The 26316-nt window shown below is 58.1% G+C and carries 28 protein-coding genes and 2 tRNA genes; 5 read left to right on the top strand and 25 right to left on the bottom strand.

Annotated features, from left to right (window positions below; translation table 11 throughout):
• Window positions 1-266: 266 nt before the first annotated feature.
• On the top strand, window positions 267-767 hold the full coding sequence (locus RJ40_RS07235; RefSeq protein WP_265580186.1) for a shikimate kinase: 501 nt from the start codon (window positions 267-269) through the stop codon (window positions 765-767).
• A gap of 192 nt (window positions 768-959) precedes the next feature.
• Here RJ40_RS07235 and RJ40_RS07230 read toward each other — a convergent pair whose 3' ends face one another.
• The 6 genes from RJ40_RS07230 to htpX all read right to left on the bottom strand — a co-directional run bounded on the left by RJ40_RS07230 (window position 960) and on the right by htpX (window position 6116).
• Complete coding sequence (locus RJ40_RS07230) at window positions 960-1382, bottom strand: hypothetical protein (protein WP_265580185.1); 423 nt, start codon at window positions 1380-1382, stop codon at window positions 960-962.
• Between the two features lie 532 nt (window positions 1383-1914).
• Complete coding sequence (hflX, locus tag RJ40_RS07225; protein WP_265580184.1) at window positions 1915-3162, bottom strand: GTPase HflX; 1248 nt, start codon at window positions 3160-3162, stop codon at window positions 1915-1917.
• A 735-nt stretch (window positions 3163-3897) separates the two neighbouring features.
• Complete coding sequence (locus RJ40_RS07220; protein ID WP_265580183.1) at window positions 3898-4596, bottom strand: hypothetical protein; 699 nt, start codon at window positions 4594-4596, stop codon at window positions 3898-3900.
• A 282-nt stretch (window positions 4597-4878) separates the two neighbouring features.
• Window positions 4879-4952 (bottom strand) — tRNA-Val (locus tag RJ40_RS07215).
• A gap of 140 nt (window positions 4953-5092) precedes the next feature.
• Window positions 5093-5163: transfer RNA gene (locus RJ40_RS07210), tRNA-Gly, on the bottom strand.
• Window positions 5164-5231: 68 nt separating this feature from the next.
• On the bottom strand, window positions 5232-6116 hold the full coding sequence (htpX, locus tag RJ40_RS07205) for a zinc metalloprotease HtpX (RefSeq protein ID WP_265580182.1): 885 nt from the start codon (window positions 6114-6116) through the stop codon (window positions 5232-5234).
• Between the two features lie 114 nt (window positions 6117-6230).
• Here htpX and RJ40_RS07200 point away from each other — a divergent pair, with 114 nt between their 5' ends.
• Entirely contained in the window at window positions 6231-6995 is a 765-nt protein-coding gene (locus RJ40_RS07200; protein ID WP_265580181.1) for a sulfide-dependent adenosine diphosphate thiazole synthase, read from the top strand.
• Window positions 6996-7063: 68 nt separating this feature from the next.
• A complete protein-coding gene (locus RJ40_RS07195; RefSeq protein ID WP_265580180.1) occupies window positions 7064-7714 on the top strand; it encodes a putative phosphothreonine lyase domain-containing protein in 651 nt (216 codons plus the stop codon).
• Between the two features lie 96 nt (window positions 7715-7810).
• Here RJ40_RS07195 and RJ40_RS07190 read toward each other — a convergent pair whose 3' ends face one another.
• The 10 genes from RJ40_RS07190 to RJ40_RS07145 form a co-directional block, all read right to left on the bottom strand.
• Window positions 7811-7957 (bottom strand): 50S ribosomal protein L40e, encoded by a 147-nt coding sequence (locus RJ40_RS07190; RefSeq protein WP_220680557.1) that lies wholly within the window; start codon window positions 7955-7957, stop codon window positions 7811-7813.
• 56 nt (window positions 7958-8013) lie between these two features.
• Entirely contained in the window at window positions 8014-8547 is a 534-nt protein-coding gene (rdgB, locus tag RJ40_RS07185) for an RdgB/HAM1 family non-canonical purine NTP pyrophosphatase (protein WP_265580179.1), read from the bottom strand.
• An 11-nt stretch (window positions 8548-8558) separates the two neighbouring features.
• Window positions 8559-10118: a bifunctional N(6)-L-threonylcarbamoyladenine synthase/serine/threonine protein kinase gene (locus tag RJ40_RS07180; protein WP_265580178.1), complete on the bottom strand. Its 1560-nt coding sequence runs from the start codon at window positions 10116-10118 to the stop codon at window positions 8559-8561.
• A 5-nt stretch (window positions 10119-10123) separates the two neighbouring features.
• Window positions 10124-10312: a 30S ribosomal protein S27ae gene (locus tag RJ40_RS07175; protein WP_265580177.1), complete on the bottom strand. Its 189-nt coding sequence runs from the start codon at window positions 10310-10312 to the stop codon at window positions 10124-10126.
• A gap of 2 nt (window positions 10313-10314) precedes the next feature.
• Complete coding sequence (locus tag RJ40_RS07170) at window positions 10315-10611, bottom strand: 30S ribosomal protein S24e (RefSeq protein WP_265580176.1); 297 nt, start codon at window positions 10609-10611, stop codon at window positions 10315-10317.
• Between the two features lie 64 nt (window positions 10612-10675).
• The gene (locus tag RJ40_RS07165; protein ID WP_265580175.1) at window positions 10676-11161 is read right to left on the bottom strand and encodes a GTP-dependent dephospho-CoA kinase family protein; all 486 of its coding nucleotides are present in this window, start codon (window positions 11159-11161) and stop codon (window positions 10676-10678) included.
• The gene (spt4, locus tag RJ40_RS07160; protein WP_265580174.1) at window positions 11161-11367 is read right to left on the bottom strand and encodes a transcription elongation factor subunit Spt4; all 207 of its coding nucleotides are present in this window, start codon (window positions 11365-11367) and stop codon (window positions 11161-11163) included. The genes RJ40_RS07165 and spt4 overlap by 1 nt, the downstream gene beginning before the upstream one ends.
• Before the next feature lie 2 nt (window positions 11368-11369).
• Window positions 11370-11930, bottom strand: coding sequence for a DNA-directed RNA polymerase (locus tag RJ40_RS07155; RefSeq protein WP_265580173.1), 561 nt, complete (start codon window positions 11928-11930; stop codon window positions 11370-11372).
• A 1-nt stretch (window position 11931) separates the two neighbouring features.
• Window positions 11932-12306 (bottom strand): type II toxin-antitoxin system VapC family toxin, encoded by a 375-nt coding sequence (locus tag RJ40_RS07150; RefSeq protein WP_322743867.1) that lies wholly within the window; start codon window positions 12304-12306, stop codon window positions 11932-11934.
• A 2-nt stretch (window positions 12307-12308) separates the two neighbouring features.
• Window positions 12309-13544 carry a translation initiation factor IF-2 subunit gamma gene (locus tag RJ40_RS07145; protein WP_265580171.1) on the bottom strand — a complete coding sequence of 412 codons (1236 nt, stop codon included), beginning with the start codon at window positions 13542-13544 and terminating at the stop codon, window positions 12309-12311.
• Window positions 13545-13735: 191 nt separating this feature from the next.
• Between RJ40_RS07145 and nikR the strand changes: the two genes are divergently transcribed.
• Window positions 13736-14173 carry a nickel-responsive transcriptional regulator NikR gene (gene nikR / locus RJ40_RS07140; RefSeq protein WP_265582625.1) on the top strand — a complete coding sequence of 146 codons (438 nt, stop codon included), beginning with the start codon at window positions 13736-13738 and terminating at the stop codon, window positions 14171-14173.
• Here nikR and RJ40_RS07135 read toward each other — a convergent pair.
• Window positions 14170-14457 (bottom strand): DUF2098 domain-containing protein, encoded by a 288-nt coding sequence (locus RJ40_RS07135; RefSeq protein ID WP_265580170.1) that lies wholly within the window; start codon window positions 14455-14457, stop codon window positions 14170-14172. The two genes, nikR and RJ40_RS07135, sit on opposite strands and share 4 nt — an antisense overlap.
• Before the next feature lie 53 nt (window positions 14458-14510).
• On the opposite strand from RJ40_RS07135, the gene RJ40_RS07130 reads away from it, so the two are divergent.
• Window positions 14511-15689: a YcaO-related McrA-glycine thioamidation protein gene (locus tag RJ40_RS07130; protein ID WP_265580169.1), complete on the top strand. Its 1179-nt coding sequence runs from the start codon at window positions 14511-14513 to the stop codon at window positions 15687-15689.
• Here RJ40_RS07130 and RJ40_RS07125 read toward each other — a convergent pair.
• From RJ40_RS07125 to glmS, 8 genes are all read right to left on the bottom strand, one after another.
• On the bottom strand, window positions 15683-16666 hold the full coding sequence (locus RJ40_RS07125) for a histone deacetylase family protein (RefSeq protein ID WP_265580168.1): 984 nt from the start codon (window positions 16664-16666) through the stop codon (window positions 15683-15685). The two genes, RJ40_RS07130 and RJ40_RS07125, sit on opposite strands and share 7 nt — an antisense overlap.
• Window positions 16663-19269, bottom strand: a complete 2607-nt coding sequence (locus tag RJ40_RS07120; RefSeq protein ID WP_265580167.1) for an oligosaccharyl transferase, archaeosortase A system-associated — start codon at window positions 19267-19269, stop codon at window positions 16663-16665. The genes RJ40_RS07125 and RJ40_RS07120 overlap by 4 nt, the downstream gene beginning before the upstream one ends.
• A gap of 72 nt (window positions 19270-19341) precedes the next feature.
• Window positions 19342-20490 carry a glycosyltransferase family 4 protein gene (locus tag RJ40_RS07115; protein ID WP_265580166.1) on the bottom strand — a complete coding sequence of 383 codons (1149 nt, stop codon included), beginning with the start codon at window positions 20488-20490 and terminating at the stop codon, window positions 19342-19344.
• 6 nt (window positions 20491-20496) lie between these two features.
• Entirely contained in the window at window positions 20497-21930 is a 1434-nt protein-coding gene (locus RJ40_RS07110) for a nucleotide sugar dehydrogenase (protein ID WP_265580165.1), read from the bottom strand.
• Between the two features lie 19 nt (window positions 21931-21949).
• Window positions 21950-22861 (bottom strand): Gfo/Idh/MocA family protein, encoded by a 912-nt coding sequence (locus RJ40_RS07105; protein WP_265580164.1) that lies wholly within the window; start codon window positions 22859-22861, stop codon window positions 21950-21952.
• Window position 22862: 1 nt separating this feature from the next.
• On the bottom strand, window positions 22863-23948 hold the full coding sequence (locus tag RJ40_RS07100) for a DegT/DnrJ/EryC1/StrS family aminotransferase (protein ID WP_265582624.1): 1086 nt from the start codon (window positions 23946-23948) through the stop codon (window positions 22863-22865).
• Between the two features lies 1 nt (window position 23949).
• Entirely contained in the window at window positions 23950-24543 is a 594-nt protein-coding gene (locus RJ40_RS07095; protein ID WP_265580163.1) for an N-acetyltransferase, read from the bottom strand.
• Window positions 24540-26279, bottom strand: coding sequence for a glutamine--fructose-6-phosphate transaminase (isomerizing) (gene glmS, locus RJ40_RS07090; RefSeq protein ID WP_265580162.1), 1740 nt, complete (start codon window positions 26277-26279; stop codon window positions 24540-24542). Before glmS ends, RJ40_RS07095 begins: the two co-directional genes overlap by 4 nt.
• Between the last annotated feature and the right edge of the window lie 37 nt (window positions 26280-26316).

Below are 26316 nucleotides of genomic sequence, written 5' to 3'. Positions count from 1 at the left end.
CATACCCCCACTGACCCGCCCGGCGACGATGGCGGATCTGCACCCCTGAGCACTGACCATGCACCAGAGATGTGTAAAAATGGGACCGGGCGCCCCCTCCCCTGCATGCGATACACGACGGAGAGCCGTCTCCCTCTTCTGCCCTCCTGTACAGGTATCCCTGCAGGACGCACTCATTTTCCGGGACAAAACCTTCATCCCCCCCAGGATCCCATCCCGGGTACCAATAGAGGGGCCTTGAGTCCACCGGGTCCCGGGAGAGCCGTATGCATTATCACAAAAACATCGTCCTCATCGGCATGCCCGGTGCGGGGAAGAGCACCGTGGGCGTCATCCTTGCAAAATCCCTCGGCATCCAGTTCATCGATACCGATATCCTGATCCAGGAACGGACCGGAAGGATGCTGCAGGAGATCCTCGACGAGGACGGGCCGGATGCGTTCGGGCGGATCGAGGAGGAGACGATCCTCTCCCTTCACCCCGGCCATGCGGTGATCGCGACGGGCGGCAGCGTGGTGTGCAGCGAAGATGCGATGGCGCACCTGAAGGCCGGAGGGGTAGTTGTGTACCTCGAGATCTCGTATGACGAGATGGCAAAGAGGCTCAAGAACATCACGACCCGGGGTTTACTCCTCCTCCCGGGCCAGAGTCTCCGCGAGATGTACGACTGGCGGGTCCCGCTCTACGAGAGGTATGCCGATCTCACCGTTGCGTCTTCGGGTGAGGATCTTGAGTCCGTGGTCGGGAAAGTGCTCGAAGTGGTGTGATGGGGGGATCCCGTATTCCCACAACCTCTGTTCGAAGTCCTGTATCGTGTATTGAGTTGTAGGTCGATCGAAGACGTCCGGCAAGTAATAAGACGAGGATCCGCACAATTTTCGTAAACCCCGGAGGAGTTGGTTTCGGTCATGGCTTCGCGATCCTGTTCTTTGCCGTACGAAGACTTCCCTCATCACTGATTATTGTTCACGCCTGCGAATCAGTGCCTGGGTTGCACACCGCAGACTTCCGCCCTGTCCGTTGTGAACCCCGAAATACACCGGATAAACAGAAATTCCCCGTTTTTCCAATTCTTCCCTGATATATTCATTGTCGTTGTGATCGTTGAAGGACATGATGTAATGACTTTCATCAACGGGCAGACCATTGACAGCCAGCCTTGAGGCATCTTCCAGAGAAACCGATATTGTATCAAAGTCTTCAAGCACTTTCGGGATGCCTTCTGCAAACGCTTCAGGACATAGGATTGCAAGACCCGTTCTGGGAACCGAAAGCACACAGTCAAGATGGAGAATCTCAGGCACCAGTGGCACACGAATTACATTGAAGGCGTCACCCAGGAAATTTTTCAGCCAGCGATATCCGGCTTCATTTGAACCCACAGCGGGATTCGTATTTATCAAAATACAAAAGGGAGAAGGATTTTGATGAATTTACTTTGTAGAATTGGGCATGAAGTGAGAGGGTGCCTCAAGCATACCTGATGAACATTTTTCGTCGCTTGATCTCTCTTTTCAAGACTGAAGAACCGATGGGGATCTTGTTCCATCGCTGCCCCACTTATCATCGTCGTGGGGGCACTTGTCCCCGGCGCGAGACGGCGGTGAAGATTTAACGATTGAGGGCGGCACGTTTTGATCATCACGCCTTCCCTTACCCTTTCACCGGGGGCGCGGCCACCGGGCCCCTGGATCAAGATAGGATCGGGAAGGCAGAATGGATGACCATGACGGGTGCGTTGCAGTCCACGACCTATCGTGACGCCAGGGGATCGGGGGGCGGCGAGCCCCACCGTCAAACCGGTGTTCAGGATGATCGGCATACGCAGGGATAGTCTGGCAGAGTGCTCTGAAGTAGTGCAAAACCTGCTTTATCTCACTCATCTGGCAATCGATGAATTTTCTGTGAACATTATTAAGAATACATGGCGAAAGGCTTCACTTTTTGAATTATTTCATCCCTTGCTTCTATTTCCATGCGAATAGCATCCCCATACTCGATCGTGTGCACAATGCCTTCATCATAAAGCCACGATACCATGGATATACCCTCTTCGGACATCGGGACAGATATCCTGCAATGTTCCCATTCAGGAAGGTTCTCATAGAGAACCCGTTTAAGTTCGTCAAGACCTTCTCCTGATCTTGCAGATATCATGACAGGAGCAGGAGCAAGATCACTGATCACTTCCATTTTTTCCTGCAGTTCTTCATCAGAAAGAAGATCGGCCTTGTTAAGAGCAGTAACGATCACAACACCGTCTGCTCTCTCCCCGAAGATATCATGACTGACAGCCAGTTTTTGTCTGATAATATCCACCGGATCACTCATATCCACCACAAGAAGAATGATATCGGCCAGGAATATCTCATCAAGCGTTGACTTGAACGCATCCACCATCAAGTGTGGGAGGTCTTCGATAAATCCCACAGTATCGGTCAGAAGCATTTTTCTGTTATTAACCATGAGAGAACGTGTGGTAGGAGATAGTGTCGTAAAGAGCATGTCCTTGACTACTGTCTCTTCCTCTACAAGTGACTGGAAAAGAGTACTTTTTCCCGCATTCGTATAACCTGCCAGAGCTACAAGGGAAAATCCTCTTTCATGCCTGAAACTGCGAAGTGACTCGCTCCCATTTCCATGCTGAAGAAGTTCGGTCCTGATTCTTACGATCTTTTTCTTAATATCCTGCTCATAAGAATCCTCATAACTTCCAAGACCCATAAAGCCCTGCCTTTCATCCTTCTTCTGCAGGGAAACAATAGATCTTGCTTTAGGATGTTCATATCGTAATTTCGCAAGTTCTACCTGTAGTTTTGCACGTCTTGTAGTGGCTCTTGCAGCAAATATCTCAAGAATAAGCTGGAACCTGTCCATTACTTCACATTTGCACGTCTCAGAGATATTGTAGATCTGCGTCATTGACAGCTGGTTGTTAAAAATTACTTTTTCAGCATCCAGAGATTCCACAAGCCCTGCAAGGTCATCCACTTTCCCGGGACCTATCTGGTATTTCCTGTTAGGATATATTGATTGCACAAATGTGCCAACAACCACATAATCCGCAGCATGTGCTAACTCCTTGAGTTCTGCCAGCTTCCGCGAATTGGTAGCAGCATCGGTATCTGGATCATTTCGCTGGACAACAATAGTTTTTTTCATAGTACGGCCTCCGACGTGATCATCTTGCACGAATTCTCTTTTGAATGTCATTAAAATCCTTTATTTTATAATATGCCTGGGGAATATATGTACATATTAAACCCTTATGAATTTTTTCCCAATTTCTGGTTATTATTTATTTAAAGACTCATTTAAACATTCGAGATATCGAGAACATCAGTGAATAAGGTTCCTAAGGTTTTGTAAAAATCCTCTCGATCATTCTCTTCGCCGGGGGGTGTGAAGATAGAGGAAGGAGGTTGAATCATACTCGAACCAAAAAAATGAGGGTTTACCATGAAACAGCATGAGGCAAGAGCCTCAAGTTGAACCAATGAAAACCGACACATTGAATTCTATTTCTGATTTCAATGGGGTTTTCATGGAAAAATGATCCCGAAGATCCTCTCTTCAGGTTTGCATAAGAGTTTGAACTCGTCATATCACGTTGAAGCCAATACACAGAGGATAGAAAATTCTTCTCATGGATCAGCCGCCCCCCATCGTCGAGATTTCCCTGCCATCTCGCGCCGAGGGGGTTTCACCCCCCGAGACCCCCCACGGACCGAAGATGGTGGGGGCGGCGATGGAATACGATCCCCACCGATTCTCCTGTCTTGAAAAGAGAGAGAGAGCAAGTGACGAGAAATTTTCATCACGTATGCTCGAACCCCACGTTCATGCCTAATTCTACAGAGCCAAAAAATGGTTTTTTTACTATCATTATCGATGCGTTCAGAAATCAAACCAGAAAACGAGCCTGACGTTCGAGCCCCGCTCAGCATTGCTGCCAGTACTGAATTGGAAGTCGAGGTATTCGCAAAATTCTAGAAATGGGCCGACGCGCTCGCGGTAGGTTATATCTTTTTCAATAAGTGAGTAGTAAAAAGTGCCCTCCTCCCTGGGAATTTCTCCCTTGATGATCCGGTCCATCTCGGATCGAGAGATATTCCTGATTTTATGCAGGTCTAGATCACCATCATAAACCAATGGCCTATCGTTCATGATATTCAGATAGTTTTTTTCACTGACGTTGATCTTGATTGTCACAAACTGGTCCCAGTCGAAAGCAAGGATCTCACCGATCGTAAGCCACGATGTATAGAAGTCCTCCTCATCCCATCCATCGTAACCCTTCAAAAGCGTCTCGTGCTCTTCCCTGACTTCCTGCGAAACGTCGGGAGGCAGACCTCGCGGCTCGGAGATTATGGTAAACTTGTCGTATTTGTCGCCACTGGGACTGATTGTCCTGTTTCCCAAGCCAGCCAATATCGCGAACAGATCGGAGTTTCGTATATTGTACATTCTGGACGGGGAGTAAGGCTTTGATTCCAGGTTGGCCTTGTCATAGTAGGGATTGGGAACCAGGATCGGTCTCCACTCGTCATCATTTCTTCCTTTGATCTCAACACAGAGGTTTATGTCGGTCCCCATCGCTGTTCCACCGCCAGGATATGTTGTACAGCGTAGATGCCATCTCTGATATATTCATTGATCTATCGGGGACATGAGAGATATGAAACGAGGAGGAAAAAGCGAAAACGGCTGTAATCTATAGAGTTCAGAAACGGAGGCATGCCCCAATGTAATCGGAGAATTACTTGTTCCAGAATATAGATCTCCAAGAACTGGACAATTGGCCGATAACGCTACGTACGATCTTCAAACAAATGTAATGGTGGAATCGGTCTAAATCTGTAAAAATGGCAAGATAAGTGGGCCCGCTGAGATTCGAACTCAGGACCTCCGCCGTGTGAAGGCGACGTCATAACCAGCTAGACCACGAGCCCGTGTCCTTATATAGGTAGGTGCAGGGCGGTAATAAATCTTCTTCCCGGCGCCGTGCCGCCAACCACCTCGCTCCGTGCACGAACCGGAAACCGCGCACAAGCCTGCGCTCCTCTGCTCAGAACAATCTTTTCAAAAGCGATGCATCGACCGGGAATTGAACCCGGGCTATTGGCTTGGAAGGCCAAAGTCATACCACTAGACCATCGATGCGTTGCATTCCGTATGGGAATACCTTACAATATTCGCGCCCTGAAGATAAAATGGTATTGCCCGAGGGGTTACCTCGGCATATACCGGACTTCTTCTTCGAGCGCCTCAAGCGCCTCCACCCGCTTCTCCAGGGTCGGGTGGGTGGAGAAGAGCTCCATCAGGGTGTTGCCCGAGATGGCCGGGAGGATGAAGAAGGCGTTTGCCCCCTCGACCTCTCTCCTCTTCTCGGCAGGCACCATGTCCATCCGTCCGCTGATCTTGTAGAGCGCGGAGACGAGCGCCTTCGGGTTCCCCGTGATGTATGCGCTGCCGCGGTCCGCCGCGAACTCCCGGTACCGGGAGAGCGATCTGATCAACAGCGTGGAGACGATCCAGACGACGATGGAGACGGCCCATGCGGCCATCCATGCGCCCCCTTCCCGGCGGTCCGCGATGGAGAAGAGCCAGGCGTTCTGCATGATGATCGCCGCCACCATCGCAAGGAAACTCGCAATGGTGAGAGTCATCACGTCTCGGTTCTTCACATGGGCAATCTCATGGGCAAGCACCGCTTCGAGTTCATCGCGGGTGAGCAGACGCAGGATCGAATCGGTCGCCGCGACCACCGCATGGCTCGGGCTCCGCCCCGTCGCAAAGGCGTTCGGGACCGGGGTGGGCATCACCGCGACCCGCGGCTTGGGGATCCCGGCCTCGGCGGCCAGTTTCTCCACCACGTCGTGGAGCACGGGATACTCCTCGGGCGACACCTCGCGGGCCCCGGTGCTCATCAGCACCAGTTTGTCCGAGAAGAAATACTGAGCGAACGCTATCACGAAGGCGATACCGATGAGCGTCCACGGCCCGACACCGAACAAAGTTCCGAGGATCGTGAGAAAGACCAGATAGACCAGGAGCAGGAGTGCCCAGGTCATAATCTGTCTCATCGTGAGCCCCAGATCACGCTTCCATTTCATATTACTATCAGATATTCACTGTACCTTCCCTCTTCATAATACCTCTGTCTTTACCCCTGCCGGAGAGTGGCTATTTGTAGGGTGATGCCCTATCTGTTCTGCGAAGTGGAAGCGATGGAACTCGATGAAGTGACAATCAGCAGGGCGATCCTGGCCACCCAGATGGAGACAATGACCGAGTACCTCGACCTCGACGTCGCGGTCGTCGGCGGCGGACCCTCGGGGATCGCCTGCGCCGCGCTTCTTGCCGAGAACGGCCTCAAGGTAGCGCTCATTGAGAAGAAACTCTCCATCGGCGGGGGCATGTGGGGCGGCGGGATGATGTTCCCCAGGATCGTCGTCCAGGACAGCGCAAAACACCTCCTCGATCACTTTGGCATCGTCTCGGCCGAGTTCGAGTCGGGCTACCATGTCGCGAAGTCGGTGGAGGCCGTCTCCAAACTCACTGCCGGCGCCTGCACCGCCGGCGCCGAGTTCTTTAACCTCATCGCCGTCGAAGACGTCGTCGTCAAGGGCGACGGCCGCGTCTCCGGCCTGGTCATCAACTGGAGCCCGGTCGAGATGGCCGGCCTCCACGTCGACCCCCTCACCATCAGGTGCCGCGCCGTCGTCGACGCCACCGGTCACGACGCCACCATCTCCCACATGGTCGCCCGCAAGGGTGCCGACCTCGCGATCAAAGGCGAGGGCTACATGTGGGCCGAGCGGGCCGAGACCAGGATTGTCGACCACACCAGAGAAGTCTTCCCCGGCCTCTGGGTCTGCGGCATGGCCGCCAACGCCGTCGCGGGCGAGTGCCGGATGGGTCCCATCTTTGGCGGCATGCTCCTCTCCGGCGAACGGGCCGCGACCCTCGTGGCCGACGCCCTCAGAGCCTGACCTATCCCGTGATACCGGGCGCGGCCCGGATGACAACCTTTTTTCATCCTCTCTCCAAGAAATGAATCATGGATGAGGTCGATTTCGATACCCTTGCCGATGCCGCCTACGGCATCTTTGAGATCCTGCTGAGCAGAGGGCTCGAAGCACGCGGCGCCCCCCTCTTCTCCCGCGTCGAAGCAGGGATCGACTTTTTCAATGACTTCGATGCGATCTTTGCCGGATTCTCCAGGGACTACCCCCCCCTCGCCGACGCCCTCCTCACGCGCTTTGGGAGTACCGAAGCAGTCTACCGGATGGTCATGGCCGGCGAGGGGGTCGTCCCCACCAGAACCACGCAGATGTACTGGATCACCGTCGACAACCCCGCGGTCCAGGATCTCAGCCCCAACGATGAACAGGCCGGAAAATGGCTCATCTTCTCCGATATCTCAGGAGTCGACGCCCTCTGGAAGAAAATTCGTGACGCCACCCTTGCCGGCGACCTCGGCATCTCCGCGAAGGTGAGCACTGCCAGACCGAACCCCGACTCACGCGACGACCGCAAAGTGGTCTATGTCTACACCCGCGACTGGAGCGACGAAGCGGACGTGATGCAGGTGCGGGAACATCTGCGTGCACTCGGCGTCGTCGATCGGATCGGGTACAAGCGCAACCTCGAAACCTTTGCCGGCGAATACTCTGAGAAAGGAAAGAAAGTCACCTATTACAGTGTGTGAGCCGAACCTACGGCTCAGCAAAACGAATACACAAAAGAATGGTGAGGGCTCGCCGGCCCCCCTGCCGGCACAAGTCCCCCTCTGTTCTTCCCGTGATCAGGCCTTGCGGTCCTTGTTCTTTGGGCGCAGGTGCTTGTAGCCGCACTTGCGACACTGTGTTGCCCGTACCGCGTTCCGTGCGTTGCAACGCATGCAGATCTTGACATTGAGCAGCCGTGCTTCAGCTTCGGGGAACCGTGCCATATCTTATCTCACCACGCAATCAGTTCTAAGTACAATGATGTTCGCCGACTTAAGGTTTATTGATCCTCAAGCCAGGCCCTGAAGGACGCGAGCGCCCGCGCCCGATGGGACATTTTGCTCTTCTCTCCGAGGGGGATCTCGGCAAAGGTACGTCTTCCGACGGCGAAGATCGGGTCGTACCCGAAGCCCTCCTCGCCCCGCGCCTCTCCGGTGACCTCTCCTTCGACCACGCCCGAGAAGATATGCACCTCGCCCTCGCCGTCCGCGTAGGCGATCGCCGTCTCGAAGTGCGCCCGCCGGTCGGTGACGCCCTCCATCAACTTCAGGATCCCGTCGTTTCCGATCCGGTCCTGCACATATGCCGCGTACGGGCCCGGGAACCCCTTCAGCGCATCGATGGAGAAGGCCGTATCGTCCACGATGAGCGCCTGGCCAAGTTGGGAGTAGGCATACCGCGCCTTCTCCCGCGCGATGACTCTCACGTCGTCATCCCGGTACTCCGGGATCTCCATCCTGACATGCTCGACCTCTGCCACCCCGGCGAAGAAACTGGCCACCTCCTCGACCTTGTGGGGGTTGGAGGTCACCACCGCGATCCGCCTCAGAGGTAACGCCCCCTCAGTTCGACCTCATGCTCCCGCTTTGCGGCCACCGCCGCGCCGGGGAAGGCCGAGGCGTACCCCCGCATAAAACTCTCCTTCAGGTCTGTGGGGTTCTCGGTCGTGCTCTCCAGGATCTGGAAGAGGACATGGAGGTCCACCCCCTGGTCCTCGACCTCCGCGGATGCATGGGCCAGTCCGAAGTCGATGAGCACGCACCGGCCATCGCGCTCGATCATGTTCGAGGTGGTCAGGTCGCCGTGCATGATCCCCGCGCCGTGAAGGCGGCCGACCGCGACACCTGCGAGTTCCAGATTCTCAGGCGTCGGCGCGTCCCTGAGCAGGGGGCCCTCCACCCGCTCCATCGTGATCGTGTCTCCCGAGACATCGACGATGATCGGGGTCGCCACCCCTGCCTTCCGTGCGGCGGCGATGAGCCGCGCCTCTGCCCGCGTCCGTTCGGCGATCAGTCTGCTGTCGAGAGCCTCCACCCGGTACGACTTCGAGACCCGCCTCTTGATCACGGTCTCCTCGCCGATGGTGACGAGCGCCTCGGCCCCCCGGCGAGGACCGACCTCGGGCACCTCGGTCTCGTCGTCATGCCGCCAGACCACCTCGACCTCGTCGGCCCGGTAATGGGAGTTCGCCCTGGAGGCCTCGACCGGCAATGTCGCCCCGGCCTCGAACATGACCTTGCCGGTGTAGGCGATCATCGCTCCGTTGTCCCCGCAGAACTGCGGTTCAGGTACGAAGAGCCTGGCCCCCCGCTCCTCGCACATCGTCCGGAGCATCTCGCGCAGACGGGTGTTGGCGGCGACCCCGCCGACGAGCAGCACCTCGTCCTTGCCCGCCTGGGCCAGGGCCCGCTCGGTCACCTCGACGCACATGGCGAAGGCTGTCTCCTGGAGAGAATGGCAGACATCCTCGATCGGGGCCGTGCTCTCCTGTGCCGCGGAGATCAACCCGGAAAACGCGAGGTCCATCCCTTTCACGGTGTAGGGAAGATCGATATAGTTCCCTCCTCGTGCGAGCGCCTCGATCTTCGGCCCACCCGGATGGGGGAGGTTCTTGCTCCGTGCGAACTTGTCGAGCCCGTTTCCAAGCCCGATGTCCAGCGTCTCCCCGAAGATCCGGTACCGCCCGTTCAGGTACCCGAACACCTGGGTGTTCGCCCCCGAGGTGTACAGCGTAATGGGATCCACACACCCTGTCGCCCAGCGACCGATCTCCACATGGGCGACGCAATGGTTCACGCCGACCAGGGGCACGTCCAGGGCGAGGGCGAGCGCTCTCGCTGCCGTTGCCACCGTTCGTAAGCATGGCCCGAGCCCCGGCCCCTGCGAGAAGGCCACAGCCTCGATCTCCTCAGGTGCGGTGAGCACCCTGGCAATGACCTCCCGCATCTCGGAGGCATGGTGCTGGGCCGCCTCTCGCGGATGAATCCCCCCACTTACCGGCTGATACGGCTTTGAGTAGAGGGAGATGAGGCCGTCACCAAAAACAGCGGCACTGAGGTTCCAGGCTGTCCCTTCGATCCCCAGTACCTTATCGCCCTTCTGCATTCCGCTTATTTGGTGAACTCGGTATAGCCGCACTTCCCACAGGCAAGGCGGTCCTTGTGCTGGGCCAGGAAGACACCGGGCCCACAGCGGGGACAGTACTTCCGCTGCGGCACAGCCGTCTCGCCCTCGACCTTGAAGAATGCGCTCCGCTTAACCGCTGCCGCGGGTGCCGCTGCCTTTTTCTTTGCCGCCATAGTTACTCGGCCTCCTCGGCCTTTACCTCGGCGCTGCGCTTGACAAGGTATTCGCGCTCGGTCTTTGCGAGGTCGTCTGCGGTGTCATAGATCCTGGCGACACCCTCGAGCTCCATTTTGCCAAACTGCTTCTTCATCGAGTCAAGCACCATCAGTTCTCTCTTGGCGTCGAACATTGCGCCCAGCTTCCCGAGGATCTCGGCCCGGGAGGGGGTAGCACCCTCATATGAGAGAGTGAAGTAGAGTTCCCTCCGGCTCAGGAGTTCGTTCCGGTAGTCACGGGTGATCTTAAATTCCATCGATATCCCTCAAATATTGTCGACATGGTTATTTAAAACATGGTGCCTGGTGCCCGGGCCAGGCCTATGCGGGGACAAAAAGAGAAAGGAGGTCTTTTGCGGCTATTTTAAGATCTGCGGTCACCCTGCAGACAACGACCCCTTCGCCGGGCTGACCGTAGAGAATGACCGAACCCTCCGGTGCGATGAGCGCGAGAGGGATCACCGCAAGGTCCTCCTCTCCCTCAACCATGATCAGGGTCGGCGGGTTCCTGACCGCCTCCTCCAGTGCCTCGATGAGTTCATCGGTCAGGGCGCCTGCCGGGTTTTGTACCTGCACCCGTTTGAAGAGGAGGAGAGGAGTCCTTCCACATGGAGAACGCATCGTATAGCCGTCGATCACTGCGATCGCCGGCGTCCCTCCGGCCGCAAGGAAGTTGTGCGTCACTACATCTCCGACGGTGTAGATGGTCTTCCCTTCAATTGTCGGGAGGGCATCTTCCAGTTCGGGGAAGAGTTCTCCGAAAGGTTCTTTGAAATGTTTTCTGTGCTCTTCGGGCAGGAGCAACATCAGCGAACCTTCAGAGCGTATCTTCCGGGCATCTCGAGATTCATCCGCTTCGCTATCTCGGAACGGTTTGGATCGACGATGACCAGGTAGCCCGCCCAATCTTCAGTCAGATTGCTGGACCCGCAGGTCACGCAGACCTCGCCCTCCACCACCTTGTGGCAGTCCCTGCAGACCTTCAGCAGTTTCTTCTTCCGCGCCGTCGCCATTTTTACTCACTCTTCTCCTGTTCGCGTTCCTCGTCCAGCCACTTCTCGGTTCCCAGGCCGGCCTGCCGCATCGTCAGACCGATCTTGCTCTCCCTGGGCTCACGCTCGTTGAGACTCAGAGTGACCACCCGGCAGCGGATCGCGTCGCCCACCTGGATCGAGCGCCCGGACTCCTGGCAGTTGAGGGTGTTGTTCTTCTCGTCGTAGGTGATGAATTCGTCTGAGATCTGGCTCACGTGGAGCATGGCATCGATGGGGCCAAGCGAGATAAATGCTCCAAAGCCGGTCGTCTCGACGACCTCGCCCTCGACCACTTCCTGGAGGACAAGCCTGAGCACCAGCGCCTCGAAGGCCACGTCATAGTATACCGCCCCATCGCCGGGGACGATCTCGCCCTCGCCGATCTCGTCGATCGTGGTCACGGCGATGAAGATCCCGATCTCTTTGTCAATGCTCCCTTCGAGCTGCTTCTGGAGCTCGTCCAGGATCACAATCTCCAGGTCCTCACCAAGGCGGTGCGGGGGCACCCTGACCTTGTCCTGGAGCGTCACACGATAATACATGCTAACTCCTCAGTAGTTCCAATTTCTTCTGTTTTCTCAGGGAGATGACAGGGACACCCGCTGCAAGCAGGTCTTCCCGCAGACGGCGGTCATTTGTCACCACCATGCACCCTTCGGTCTGTGCATATGCAGCCACTCGTTCGTCGACCGACGGGGCTGTACTCTTACCCTCGACTGTTCTGCAGCGTTCTGCAAAGAGGAGGCCGGCCCGTGCCGCTGCGGCATCGTTCCCCCCTCCTCTTGCCAGTCCGTTCAGTTCCCCGACGACGTCTCTGAGCACCAGCGGCTCGTACCCCCCCAGCAGGGACCGGAGTTCGTCGAAGAGATCGATCCGGAACTGCACCGGCATCATGAGGGCGTTTGTGTCGAGGAGCACCTTCACTCGGTGAGGGTGCCCATCCCGATCAGCCGCCATCTCCCTTCGACCTGTCGGCTGATTGCGATCCGTGCCCCGACTTCAGCACAGACCGGGCGTTTCAGGACCACCTCGGCCAGATCCTTCTTGGTGTTGGTCACGACGCCGACAGTGACGGCCGTGCCCACCGAGAGCATCAATGGCTCGCGGTGTTTCAGCGGGGCGATATCAAGTTCGCTGCCCGAACCGACGACACGGTCCATCAGTTTCACCTCGAAGACGAGTTGATCCCTGACCGGCGGAAGCTCGCCGATATGTCCCGCGACCTGCCCGACCAGCGTATCGCTCTTGGTGATCGCCGGATCGAGTTTTGTCCCGAGAGCCATCAGCCCGCCTGGTGTCGCTTCAGCGACTTTTGTCGTTCCGGTGTGGATCGAGACGACCTTTGTCTGGATCGGTTCCCAGACGGTTTTGTTCTCCACCTCGGTCCTGATACCCGGCCGGATCTCGATCTCGTCGCCGTCCTTGATGACACCGTTGACCAGAGATCCCCCGATGACTCCGCCCTTCATCTCGCGCCAGTGCGAGCCTGGTTTGTTGATATCAAAGGACCGTGCGATGAGCATCTGGGCTCTGGCCTCGGGGTCACGTTCGGGCGAGGGGATGTACTCGTTGAGCGCCTCGATGAGGGCACCGATATTGATCCCTTTCTGTGCAGAAACCGGGATGATGGGTGCGTTCTCAGCGATGGTCCCCTTCACGAACTGCTTGATCTGCTGGTAATGTTTGACGGCTTCGGCCTGTGAGACGACATCGATCTTGTTCTGAACGATGACGATATTCTTGATTCCCACCAGTTCCAGGGCCATCAGGTGTTCCTTTGTCTGTGGCTGCGGGCAGGGCTCGTTGGCGGCGATGACAAGCATCGCCCCGTCCATCAGAGCAGAACCCGAAAGCATCGTCGCCATCAGGGTCTCGTGACCCGGAGCGTCGACGAACGAGACTGTCCTGAACGGCTCACATGGTCCGCCACAGATCGGGCATGTCGACTGCGTTGAGAATGCCTCGCTGCCCTCGTGTTTCTCACACTGGTAAAAGGTGGCGTCGGCATATCCAAGCCTGATCGAGATGCCCCGTTTCATCTCCTCGCTGTGCCGGTCGGTCCAGGCCCCGGTTAACCCTGAGACGAGCGTCGTCTTGCCATGGTCCACGTGGCCGACGAGCCCGATATTGACGTTTGGTACCGTTACGTCATGCAAACTGCTTCAAACCTCCCTTCCCATATATATCGCAGTCTTTATAGATAAATCGGTGCCGGTGGCAGAGGTCCGATTTCTGGTTTGTTTCAGGATGGCACACACACTACGTATGCCTCTCGTCCGGTCGAAGTACTGATTTATTGTTACCCCAACCTGCATTCTTTATATTGTCGTGCGTACTATACCATATCATGCAGCATGACAGCGAACTCTCCAGGATCGGGATCTCTCTTCCAAAGAATCTCCTTGACAAGTTCGATGGGATCATCGGTGCCAGGGGTTACTCTTCCCGGTCGGAGGGTATACGGGACGCGATAAGGAGTTACATCACCTATTATCAGTGGATGTCTGATGTCAAGGGTGAACGGCAGGGTGTGATCACGATGGTCTATGATCATGATCAGCGCGGTCTCCTCCAGACGATCACCGACATCCAGCACGAATATATCAAGACCATCCAGGCCTCGATGCATGCCCACCTCAGCCACGACCAGTGCCTTGAGGTGATCCTCCTGCGCGGCGACGGTACCGAACTAAAAAAGATCGCAGAGCGGCTCATGTCGCAGAAAGGGGTGGAGTCAGTGAAGCTGACAACAATTCCGCTCGGGAACGAGGAAGAGGTGGATTAACCTCCGCCCTCGCAGGCGTTGTCGATGTTCTGCCAGGCATCGCTGATGTCTTTGCCGAACTCGGCCTCCTTCCTGACAAGGCTCTCAAGATCTCTGCTTTTCTTGGCGTGATGGCGGGTCGGATGGGCGGCAGGCTCAAGGGTATCGACGCGGTACAGGAGCCCGGTGGAATCGAGTGCGGCAAAGGTCTCGTCCTCGATCACCTCGATCCTGGCCACATTCCCGGCCGTGCCGGTCCTGGGGTAGCGAACTGCCATCCCCACAGCGACCTCAGTGGCGTCCATGAAGGATTGTGGAGCGTGAAGGTATAAAATAGAACCCCACTAATTCCTTTATAATGTCCCTCACCTTCACCCACATCGAAAAACAGTTTTACGATGGCACCCATCGTACGAGATCCCCGGAAGAAACCCTGAAGGTTATCGAGCCCCTCATGGAGGAGATCGGTGTGGTCTCGGTCGAGGAGATGACCGAATCGGATCGACTCCGGATCCCGTGTTTCTCGGCATACCGCCCTGGCGCCGCACTCGGTGCGTCGAAGTATCATGCAGGCAAGGGAAAGGGCCCGCTCCAGGCGAAGGTCTCTGCGATGATGGAGGCGGTCGAACGATATTCGGGCGAGTATCATGGCGATCATATGGAGTATGCGAGTTTCGAGGAACTCGGTCACCGCCGTGCTCTCGATCCCGAGGAAATCATCCTCCCAAGAGCCCTTGAGAAAAACGAGAAACTTCACTGGACCCCTGGTTGGGATCTTCTCAACGAGGAGGAACTCCTGGTCCCGAGCAACGCGGTCTTCCATCCCTATGACTGTCTGGGGATGACCGTTCCTCTCTTCATCTCCGATACCAACGGGCTTGCCTCGGGCAATGTAATGGAGGAGGCGGTCCTCCATGCTCTTCTTGAGGTGATCGAACGAGATTGCCTATCGAGCGCTGAACGCCGGCACAATATGGGTACCAGGATAGCGGTCGGCGCGTCCGGGCCGGTGCGTGATCTCCTTGAGATCTTTGAGGAGAACGGCATCGCGATCCATCTCTGGCTCCTCGAAGGGAAGACCGGGATCCCAACGGTTGCCGCGGCTGCCGATGACACGGTCACGAAGGATCCCTCCCTCCTGGTGATGGGTGCGGGCACGCATCTCGACCCGGAGATCGCAGCGCTCAGGGCGCTCACCGAGGTGGCGCAGAGCCGCGCCAGCCAACTCCAGGGAGGCCGGGTCAACCCGGGCAGGCAGGAGTTCCTGGAGCGGATCGGGTATGACCGGATGAAGCGGATCAACAGAGAGTGGTTCAGGGAGGCAGAGGATGTCCCGATCGAGTCTCTCCCGAACCTTGCCACCGACTATTTTGACGAAGATATCGGGGTGGCCCTCGACGAGGTCGGGAAGGTGGCAGAACACGTCCTGGTCTGCGACCTCACGAGAACCTGCGTCCCGGTGGTGCGGGTGATCGTCCCCGGCTTCGAGGTCTCCCATATGAACAAGGACCGCATCCCGGGAAAGCGGCCTCAGTAATAGATCAATCTCTTCAATTTTTCTGCGAGGGCTGTCGTCGAACGCCCCGGCACCCCTGACTCTTCAGGAACAGAGATTCCCCCCTTCAGGGCTGCAAAGATCGAGGCCACGGCCTGCCCGTGCGAGGGGCCGTAGCCCCCCTCGAGGACCAGGGCCAGCGGGAGGTCCAGGGAGAGGAGTTGTGCGGTCAGGTCCCCGTAGTCGCGGGGTGCAAGCCGCATCGAACCGTGCGGGTCGTCGGCGAGTCCGTCCTGCCCGGCCGAGACGATGACCACGTCGGGACGGTGTGCGCGGATCGCCGGGAGAAAGACCTCCGAGAAGATGTGGAGATAATCCGCGAGCCCGGACCCCGGCGCCAGCGGGGCGTTGAGCGAGCAGCCCTTTCCCCGGCCGGTCCCGATCTCCTCGGGCCATCCGGTCCCGGGAAAACTTTCCCGTTGATGGACCGAGCAGAAGAGCACGTTCTCCGATGAATAAAAGATCTTCTGTGTCCCATTGCCGTGGTGCAGATCCCAGTCAAGGATCGCCACCCGGCCCACCTCCTCCAGGATCTCTGCCGCGGCCACGGCCACGTTGTTGAAGATGCAGAAGCCCATCTGCCGGTCGGGTTCGGCATGATGGCCCGGAGGGCGGACAAGCGCAAAAGAGTTCTCGCCGTCCAGGGCCCTCTCGACGGCGGCATGAGCGGACCCCGCCGCCATCATTGCCGTCTGGACGCCCTGCGGCGAGATATAGGTGTTTGCGTCCAGAAATCGCCCGCCGCGGGCCATCTCGAAGACCCATCTGACATAGGCCGGATCATGGACACGTTCGATCGCCGCCTGGTCGGCGGCCACCGGGGGGCGGACCGGGACATCAGGCGGGAGGCCGGTGAGCACCTCCCGCAGGCGCGCCCCGGTCTCGGCATGGGAGGTGCCCGGATAGGCCTCCATGTCGTGCCTGGCAAACACCTTCCCGGTGACCGCAGCACACCTCATGCCCCGACGACCAACCCCTGCATCACGGCGTTCTCCGGGACGTCGACGGTCGTCCCGGTCCCGACGATCCGGTACGGTCCGGTCGCTTTTACGTCGTACGATGTCCCGGTGGTGGAGTACGGCACCACGAATTCGCCGTTCACGCTCTCCTGCCGATAGGTGAAGGCCCGTCCGGTGTTGGTGACGAGGTCAACCTCGATCGTTCCCTCGCCTTTGATCCGCGCGCCCTGAACGTACTCGAAGACCTTGACATTCTTGATGTCGGGCGTGCCTGGATACAGTGCGCTTAGTATACTTCCGCTTGACTCGAAGACCAGTCTGAAGTGATGGAGGGCCGGCACCTTCTCCGGCGGGAGGTCGACCCGGCTCCCTGTCCCGTAGATGGCAGCCTTCATCCCCGACTTTGCGTTGGCATTGAAGGCCCCGACCTTTGCCTCAGCCTCTGTGGCATTCATCATCCCGGCATTGGTGATCACCGGCATGGAATACCCGGACGCCCCTGCTTCGGCATATTCGACGTAGAGTACCTGTGAGGGTTCGACCATCGAACCGTCGAAGTTGTGGAGCTTCGAAGTCATGGACTCGAAATAGGCCGGCCCATACATCTGGGCCGTCTGGAATGTACCTGGATTCCCGGGATCCTGGAAGAGGAAATACGGTTTGTATGGTGCTGATTTATTCACAGGATCGTCCCAGGTCGCCATTGCGTCAAATACCGCGGTATTATCCATCTTATAGTCGGTCATGATGTACTTCGTGCCGTCGGCCTCCATGATCCTTACCGCTTCGTCCTCGTCCCCGGTCACGAAGAAGGCTGCAACGCCGTTCGGGCCGACAACCCCGTGCTGGAAGGGGTTGGCGTTCGGGATCCGGTGGGCGATGGTGGTGATAAAGTGGCCATAGTCCCACCAGGACATCACGCCGTACGACTCGGGCGGGTACTGGAAGCCTTCCTTCTCATAGATCTGGTAGTAGTCGACGCCCGGGTCTGGCGTGTGCTCATTCATCCAGAAAAGCGCCTCCTGCCACTGCTGGTCGTCGGGGTGGTTCATCCCGCCGTACAACCCCATGCTCTCTGAAAAACCGATGTTTGCCTGGGCCGAGGTGAAGATGAAGGCGATGGAGAGGATCCCTGTTATGATCATGCCGAGGATCTGCATCGGGTCCGGCCCGGAGGCTTTCTTTTCCGACTTTTTCGGGGTGTTTTTCTTCTTCCCCTTGCCGGTATTCGTCTCTTCTTTCTGTGGTTGAACGCGCGTTCTGGATGTTGCAAGCCCCTTCCATCCCCAGTCAAAGACCGTGCCGGCACAGAGCCCGGCGAGGAGGGCGACATTGACGGCGAGGTAATACTCATACCTGAGGTGCCGCCAGGTGGAGATGAGGAGGAGGGCCGACCAGACAAGAACAAAGAGGTGTTCTGGCCGCCGCTTCGCAACCGCTCCATAGCCCAGGACGGCGAGGCCCCCGGCCATCAGGACCAGGCCGTATCCGAAGGCATACCAGGCCTTCTCGAAGCTCCAGGGAGCTGCCTCCATGACAGTGAGGATCTGGGCTGATTGGCCAAAGAAACCGAGGAAGTTACTGACAAAGATTGCATAGATGTCTGGTGCGACGATCATCATGCCGATGAGGCCGAAGACACTGATCCCCAGAAGCGAGAGGGGATATATGTATTTTGGACGTTCCTTTGTAACTCTGGCCAGGAGATAGAGTGCCCAGGTGCCGGCGATGATCAGCAGGTACGAGAGTACGTGCCCGAGTGAATACCTGGCGAAGCCGAAGCCCTCGTGCTTGAGCCCGAAGATGAGGAGCCCGACGGTCGCCACCGCGAAGAGCACGGTGTTGATCACCAGGAGGTCGGCACTCTCCCGTCCCTGCCAGGCGTCGAAGATGAACTGGAATAGGGTGTAAATGGCCACGATCAGGGCGAAGAGGATCATCGTCGGCATCACGAAGAGCCCGAGAAGATAGGCGACGCCCGCGACCGCACCGAGAATGGCCGGCCGTTTCAATGTCTCGACCGACCTGAGATCCACGCTCTGCTCGCGTCCCTTTGAGATCGCGACAATATAGGCGAGGGCAAAGATAGTCGCAAAGAGGGTCTCTGCGATATGGTGGTCGAGAAAGCCGAAGATGGAACGGTAAAAATACGCACCCCCGACAAAAGCCATGAACGCAGCGGCAAAGAGCCCGCTCTTCCAGTCGGCAAGTCTCCTGCCGATGAGATAGACGAGCGGGACCATCGCCGCGCCCATAAAGGCCGGGATCATTGAAGCGGCGACGGCCATCTCTGGCGGGGTGGATGCCCCGGTGAGGATGGTGAAGACCGCCGCGATGGTGGTGAAGAGCGGCCCCCAGTGGATGGTGTCGCCGGTGGGGTAGAGGGTCATCGGGTCGAACCAGGCATATGCAAGCCCGTTTGCGACAAGTAATTCGACCTGCCTGAAGTTATACCAGGCGTCGTTGCCGAGGAGGTTCACCTCCCCTGATGCGGTAAGGCCGGCCATCGGGATAAGTCTGACCCAGAGTGCAAGCACGGTGAAGAGGGCGACCAGGCCGATGACGATGTAGTTCCGCTTCTTTGAAAGCGCTGTTAAATCCATATGATACCTCTGCATTTCTTTGATATTGCAACGATCTTTGTGATCTGATGATTTAATTTCTTGTAATTATAATTATGATCGACCATTCCGGAGAAGTCTGGTGAAGAGATCCTCGAACTCCTGTGCCTTCACCTTCCAGCTGTAATCAGAGAGATCAAGGTCATACCGGCGCGGTGTCTGGATCAAGTCCTTTATTTGTTCCAGGAATTCTTCTTCCGAGCGGTAGACAATGTAGTTCTCCTGTGCGATCTTCATCACATCAGGGACTGGAGTAGAGAGGATCGGTTTGCCGCAGGCTGAGTACTCGAAGAACTTGTTCGGGAGGGCGATATTGTCCCAGGTCGCAGATGAGAATGGAATAAGACATACGTCCATGCAGGCGACATATTCAGGCATCTCCGGGTAAGGGACGGTTCCGGTGAAGATGATTTTGTCTTTCAGTCCAAGGCGTTCTGCTAGGATCTTGAGTTCCTGGTCATAAGTCGTGAAGAGTGAACCGCCGACGATCAGGAGAACCGAATTTTCATGGAAGGCAAGAACTTTTTTGAAGGATTTTATAACCCATTCAAGGTCGAAAAACCGTTCAATACTGCCGGAGAACCCAACTACAAAGGTATCTTCAGGTATTCCGAGGACTTCTCTCTTTGCCGAGTCGTCCATCGGTTTGAAATAATCAGTATTCACCCCGTTTGTGATCAACTGAGAAGAATAACCATGCTCTTTGAGCCGATCGACCAGTGACGGAGATACGGTTGTGATCGCCGTGCTGTGGTCGAGATTGTATCTGGTGATTGCCCAGACAGTCTTGTAGATGGTATCCTTCAGGAGGGGGTTATGATAATAGGCCGCTGCAGAGTCAGGGAGCCAGTCTTTCAGGTCGAAGACGACAGGGATCTCTCTCTTCTGTGCGGCCCTGATCACTGCGGTTCCTGCGAGGAGGTGGCCTGCGACCACCACGTCGATCTCATTTTCCTTGATGATCCGGTTCATCACCGCCGCATGATAGGGGGCGTTTGTCGTGTAATGGAGAACCGGACTCTTGAAGGGGAAGAGGGTCGCCTCGTGGACATGGAGGCGGGTGGGCCGCTCGGGCCCGTTGCTCACATGGAAATGAGGGACATGCACCTCATGTCTGGTGGCGAGTTCCTCGAAGATGTAGTGGTGGCGTGACGGGACCGGGTGGTGGATGTAGTCCTGGGTTGAAACGAGCAGAATTTTCATGGGTGATCACCGGAGGGTGTGGGTGTTTCTGTCGCCTCTCCCGATGCCGCGGTATGAGAACCCGGCCTCGATCCAGGGGTCGGGTGCGATGAGGTTCCTTCCGTCGATGACGGCCGGGTGTTCGCATCCGCAGAGGGTCTTCACCCTCTCGGGATCGAGGCTGCGGTATTCACGGTGGGCGGTAAAAAGGGCGACGGCGTCGGCGCCTGAGAGCACCGCTTCGAGATCGTCTGAGATCTCCGCTTCGTCGGCATGCCTGACCCACGGGTCGTGGACCCTGACCTCTGCCCCGGCGGCGGTTGCGGCCTCGTAATAGGTCTCGGAAGGACTCTCGCGGGCATCGTCTGAGTCTGCGATGAAGGCCCATCCGAGGAGGGCGATCTTTGCGCCGTCCAGATCCTTGTCGGCCTGTTCAAGTGCAGATCCGGTCAGGGTGAGCATGTGATGGGGCATGAAGTCGTTGATCCCTCGTGCGAGGGTGTACAGGGACTCGCGGTCCGCCGGGAAGTCGAGGGCCCCTGCTCCGGGGGCCCGCACTCCCCGCTCCAGGTGATAGGTGTCCTTGGTGAGACAGTGGCCGCCGACGCCAGCCCCGGGCCAGAGGATGGCGCGAGTGATCCCCTCGCCCTTGAGCGAGGCGATACCGGTGCGGACCTCGTAGAAGTTGACGCCCATCGCCTCGCAGTACAGGGCGAGCTGGTTTGCGGCGGCGATCTGGAGGTCTCGGAAGGTGTTCTCGGCGGTCTTGGTGACCTCGGCGGCGGTGGCGGTCATCGGGATGACATGGCCGGCGGTGAGGAGCGGGGCGTAGAGTTCGACGGCGCGGGCGGTGCTCGCCTCGTCGATCCCGCCGACGCACCGGTCGTGTTCCTTGATGTTTTTGAGCAACCGCCCGACCATCACCCGCTCGGGGGCGTGCGCCAGGGCAAAGCCCTCCCCGGCAACGAGGCCGGAGGCCTCCTCCAGAATCTCCCTGGCCATGCCGACGGTGGTGCCGGGGGTGACCGTCGACTCGACGACGACAAGCGTCCCTTCGGTTAGGTGCTCGCCGACCGAACGGAGTGCGCTTTTAAGGGGGGTGTAGTCGGGGATCAGGTCTTTTTTGTTCCTGAACGGTGTCTGGACCGAGATGGTCACGGCGTCCAGGTCGGTGACCGGGGCATAGTCGCCGGTGGCCCTGAAGGTGCCGGCCGCCACGACCTTTTTGATCAGTTCGGCAAGCCCTGGTTCCTCTCCTTTCAGCGGACACTCGCCGCGGTTGAGGGTGGCGACTTTCTCCTCCGAGACGGGAGAGCCGCGTTCAAAACCAATAACTTCTTTGATTTCTGGTAAGTCGGCGAAGAGGGCGGCGGCCGGGGTGCCGACATAGCCCATCCCGACAACCCCGATCCGTCGGATCGGCCCCCGTGCTTTGATCAGTTCGCTGAGTGTGTCTGTCATGGTGTGCCTTCTCTCTCACTCAGGCGAGGAGCCCTTTCTTGATCTCTTCGCAGACCCTGAGGTTTGCAAGTCCCTGTGCCGGTGTGACCGGGAAGGGCGTCCCGTCCCGCGCTGCGCGGACAAAGGCCTGGAGTTCGGTCTTGAGGGGCTCGACCTTGTTGACGAGTACTTTCTCGATGATGTTCTCCTGCCGGTAATGGCCGTCCTCCAGACCGTACGCCCCCGGCTTGCGGTAGACATAGACCTCCTGGGTCATGAAGTCGCCCTCGATCGTCGCCTCCTCCTCCTCGATATAGATCGTCCGTACCTTCTTGGAGGCCTTCCTTGAGGCCGAGAGGTAGACCGGGGTGGTACCGAAGGTGAAGAGGGCCGAGGCGATGTCCTGGGTGCCGGTGCTGGTGAGGGTGTGCGATCCCGAGAAGAGGGCGTTGAGGACGACGTCGATGTCGTGGATCATCAGATCCTCGACGACCGAGGAACCGGTGACCCTGGCGGAGGTCGGGTTGTGCCTGGAGACCTGGACATAGAGCGGATTGGTGACCAGGCCTTTGATCTCCTCGACGATGGGGTTGAAGCGTTCAATGTGTCCGACGCCGACGGTGATGTCGTCAGGGATCTCGGCGAGGAGTTGTTCGCCCTCTTCTGCGGTGAGGCAGATCGGTTTCTCGATGAGGGTGTTGACCCCGGCGTTGATGACCTGGCGTGCGGTCGAGAAGTGATAGGGGGTCGGGACACAGACCGAGACGCACTCGGCCTTCCTGAGGAGTTCGTCCATCGAGGTACAGACCTCCGCACCGGTCGTCGCCGCGACCTGTTCTGCGGCCGCGGTGTCGAGGTCGTAGACATAGGTGGTTTCGACCTCCTTGAGTTCGGAGTAGACCCTGACGTGGTTTCTGCCCATCACCCCGGTCCCGATGACGCCTGCATCCATCTCAGACCACCTCGTTGATCGTTGCGGCAATATATGCCCGTTCCTCGTCGTTGACGGCGGGGTGAACCGGAATGGAGAAGACCGAGGCGGCGAGACGCTCGGAGACCGGGCAGGACGAAAATTTCGCCTGATAGAGCGGCTGTTTGTTGATGGGAACAGGATAGTGGACGGCCGTCCCGATCCCCTTCTTTCTCAGTCGTGCCATCAGGTCATCCCGACTCAACGGACATGCCGGGGTGGCCCGCATGACATACTGGTGCCAGACATGACTCCGGTCAGGGGTGACGACCGGGGTCAGCAGCCCGCCGACGCGGATGTGTCTGGTATAATAGGTGGCCGTCTCCCGGCGGCGCTGGTTGAATGCCGGGAGTTTTTCGAGTTGCACCCGCCCGACGGCTGCGGCGATATCGGTCATCCGGTAGTTGTAGCCGAGTTCGGTGTGGAGGTATTTCTCGGCCTGGCCATGGTTGATGATCCTCCTGAGATGAGTGGCATACTCATCGTCTCCGGTCGTGACCATCCCGCCCTCCCCGGTGGTCATGTTCTTGGTGGCATAGAACGAGAAACAGGCGAGGTCTCCGAGTGATCCGGTCTTTTTGCCGTGATATTCTGCGCCGTGGGCCTGGGCGGCGTCTTCGATGAAGATGAGATTCCTATCGGCACAGAGATCATTGATGGCCCCTGCATCGCAGGGTTGACCGTAGAGGTGGACGCCGATGACGGCCTTTGTCCTGGGCGTCACCAGTGTCGCGGCCGACTCGGGGTCGATGGTCGCCGTCGCCTCTTCGACATCGGCAAAGGCCGGGGTCGCCCCGCACATCGAGACCGCCGTCGCCGTGGCGATGAAGGAGAAAGCCGGAACGATCACCTCGTCGCCGGGCTCCACGCCTGCGGCGAGCAGCGCTGCGTGGAGGGCGGACGTCCCTGAATTCGTCGCCACGGCATGTGATGCGCCGCAGAAACCAGCGAACTCTTCCTCAAACCTCGCAGTCTGTTCACCCTGGGCTACCATCCCGGAGGCAAGGACGGCTGAGACCGCGTCCGCTTCTTCTGTCCCCAGGAGGGGACGAGCGATCGGGACACCCATCTCAGTCACGCATCCCCTGAGGGAGGTCGACGAAGCGCGCCGGTGAACCGATGGCCATCATCTGCTCGGGGACGTCGTGGGTGACGATCGAACCTGCGGCTACGAGCGCCCCTTCGCCGATGGTGATCCCGGGGAGGAGCACCGCGCCGGCTCCGATCGAGACCCCGTCCCTGATCGCCGGGCCCTGGAGAGGGGCCTGCCCCCGAGGCGGGTAGCGATCGTTGGTGAGGACGGCGTTCGGCCCGATGAAGACGCGGTCGCCGATGGAGGTGTTTGTCGGGATGTAGACCATGCTCTGGAGGGAGACATGGTCGCCGATGACACTGTCGCCCTCGATCACCGTTGCGGTGCCGACAGCCACATGGTTCCCGATCTTGGTCCGCTCCCTGATCATTACGTTATGCCCGGTCGAGAACCCGTCGCCGATCTCTACATCGCAGTAGATCACGGTCCCCGACCTGAGGACTGCATCTCTCCCGATAATGGTTCCGAGATAGTCCTCATTCCCCATCCGGTCTCGTGAGGGGAATCCGAGGGTGACCGGATCAAAGATGCGTGCACCCTCTCCTACTCTGTTCCTGCCGTATTCGATCATTCGACGGTCACACTCTTAGCTAGGTTTCTAGGTTTATCGATATCCCGGTTTAAGGCTATGGCGGTATGGTACGCGAGGAGCTGGAGGACCACCGAGACCGTGAGCGCCTGGACGATCTGGTGGTCTTCGGGGACCGGGATGAAGACATCGACGATACTCTGGGCTTCGGTGTCTCCTTCGGCCCCGATGCCGATGACCGGGGCGCCGCGCGCCTTCATCTCCTTGATGTTGGAGAGCATTACACCATAGGTCGGCGAGGGGGTGCAGATCGCGACCACCGGCGTCTCCTCGGAGAGGAGGGCGAAGGGGCCGTGTTTCAGTTCGCCGGCTGCGTATCCCTCGGCATGGATGTATGAGATCTCCTTCATCTTCAGTGCCCCTTCGAGCGCCACCGGGTAGAAGACCCCGCGGCCGACATAGAACATCTCCGAGGCATTTTTGATGATCGCGACCGCGTCTTCGAGTTCGTACGAGAGCACCCGCTCGACAGAGCAATGGGCGCGGGCAAGGGTGTCGGTGAACCTCCCGTCGCACATCTCGTTGAGAATCGCCATAAAGACCGCCAGTTGTGCGGTGAAGGACTTGGTCGCGGCGACCGAGATCTCCGGTCCCGCACACATGAAGAGAGTCCAGTCGGCGATTCTGGTGATCGAACTTCCCAGGACATTGGTGATCGCAAGGGTCGAGCAGTTTCTGGATTTTGCCCGTTCGATCGCAGCGAGCGTGTCTGCAGTCTCTCCCGACTGGGTCACTGCGATGACCATGTCTCTGATCGGCGGGGTGTAATATTTGAACTCTGAGGCAAATTCCACACTCACTCGTTTGTGGCTGTACTCCTCTGCGAGGTAGCGGAAGATGAGGGCCGCATGGTACGACGTGCCGCAGGCGACCACCGTCACCTCGGCCGGGATCCTGAGCATTGGCAGGCGGCTGTCGTTCTCGGTCGACTTGACGGTGTCGAAGAAGACCTTTGGCTGCTCGTAGATCTCCTTGAGCATATAATGTTCGAACCCACCTTTGCGGGCGTCGTCAAGGCTCCAGGTAATGTGGTCGACCGACCGCTCGACCGGGACGCCGTCATGATAGATGTCGATGCGCGAGGGGGTGAGGGCGGCGATGTCCCCGTCTTTAAGGAAGACTGCGCGCTCGGTGTGTTCGAGGAGCGGGGTGATGTCTGAGGCGCAGAGCATCTCGCCGTCTCCTATCCCGAGGACGAGGGGACTGCTCTTCCTGGCGACGATGATCCTGGGATCGTTCTCGGCGATGGCCAGAACGGCGTACGAGCCCTCGAGGTGGCGGAGCGTTTCGCCGACTGCGGTCAGGAGGTCGCCCTTGTAGTATTCCTCGATCAGGTGAGCGATCACCTCGGTGTCGGTCTCGCTCTTGAACCGGTGCCCCCTCTCGATGAGTTTCCTCTTGAGGAGCGCGTAGTTCTCGATGATCCCGTTGTGGACCACGGCGATCCGGCCGGTACAGTCGGTGTGAGGGTGGGCGTTGGTGTCGTTTGGCACCCCGTGGGTCGCCCAGCGCGTGTGGCCGATTCCGATCTGCCCGGTGAGAGATGTGAGATCTGCGCCGTTCTCTGAGATCCTCCCGCTTTTTTTCACGACCCTGATCTGGCCGTTTTCGGTGGCGACTCCGAAAGAGTCGTAACCCCGGTACTCAAGCCTTTTCAGGCCTTCGATAACGAGGGGGGCAGCGTCTCGCCATCCGATGTATCCCACAATCCCGCACAAACAGCATCACTCTCTGTTGTCCTTCTGCCTATTTTTT

This window comes from Methanofollis aquaemaris, from assembly GCF_017357525.1.
Classification (GTDB): domain Archaea; phylum Halobacteriota; class Methanomicrobia; order Methanomicrobiales; family Methanofollaceae; genus Methanofollis; species Methanofollis aquaemaris.
Note: the sequence above shows the minus strand (reverse complement) of the source record. Positions and strands in the feature narration are given on the sequence as shown.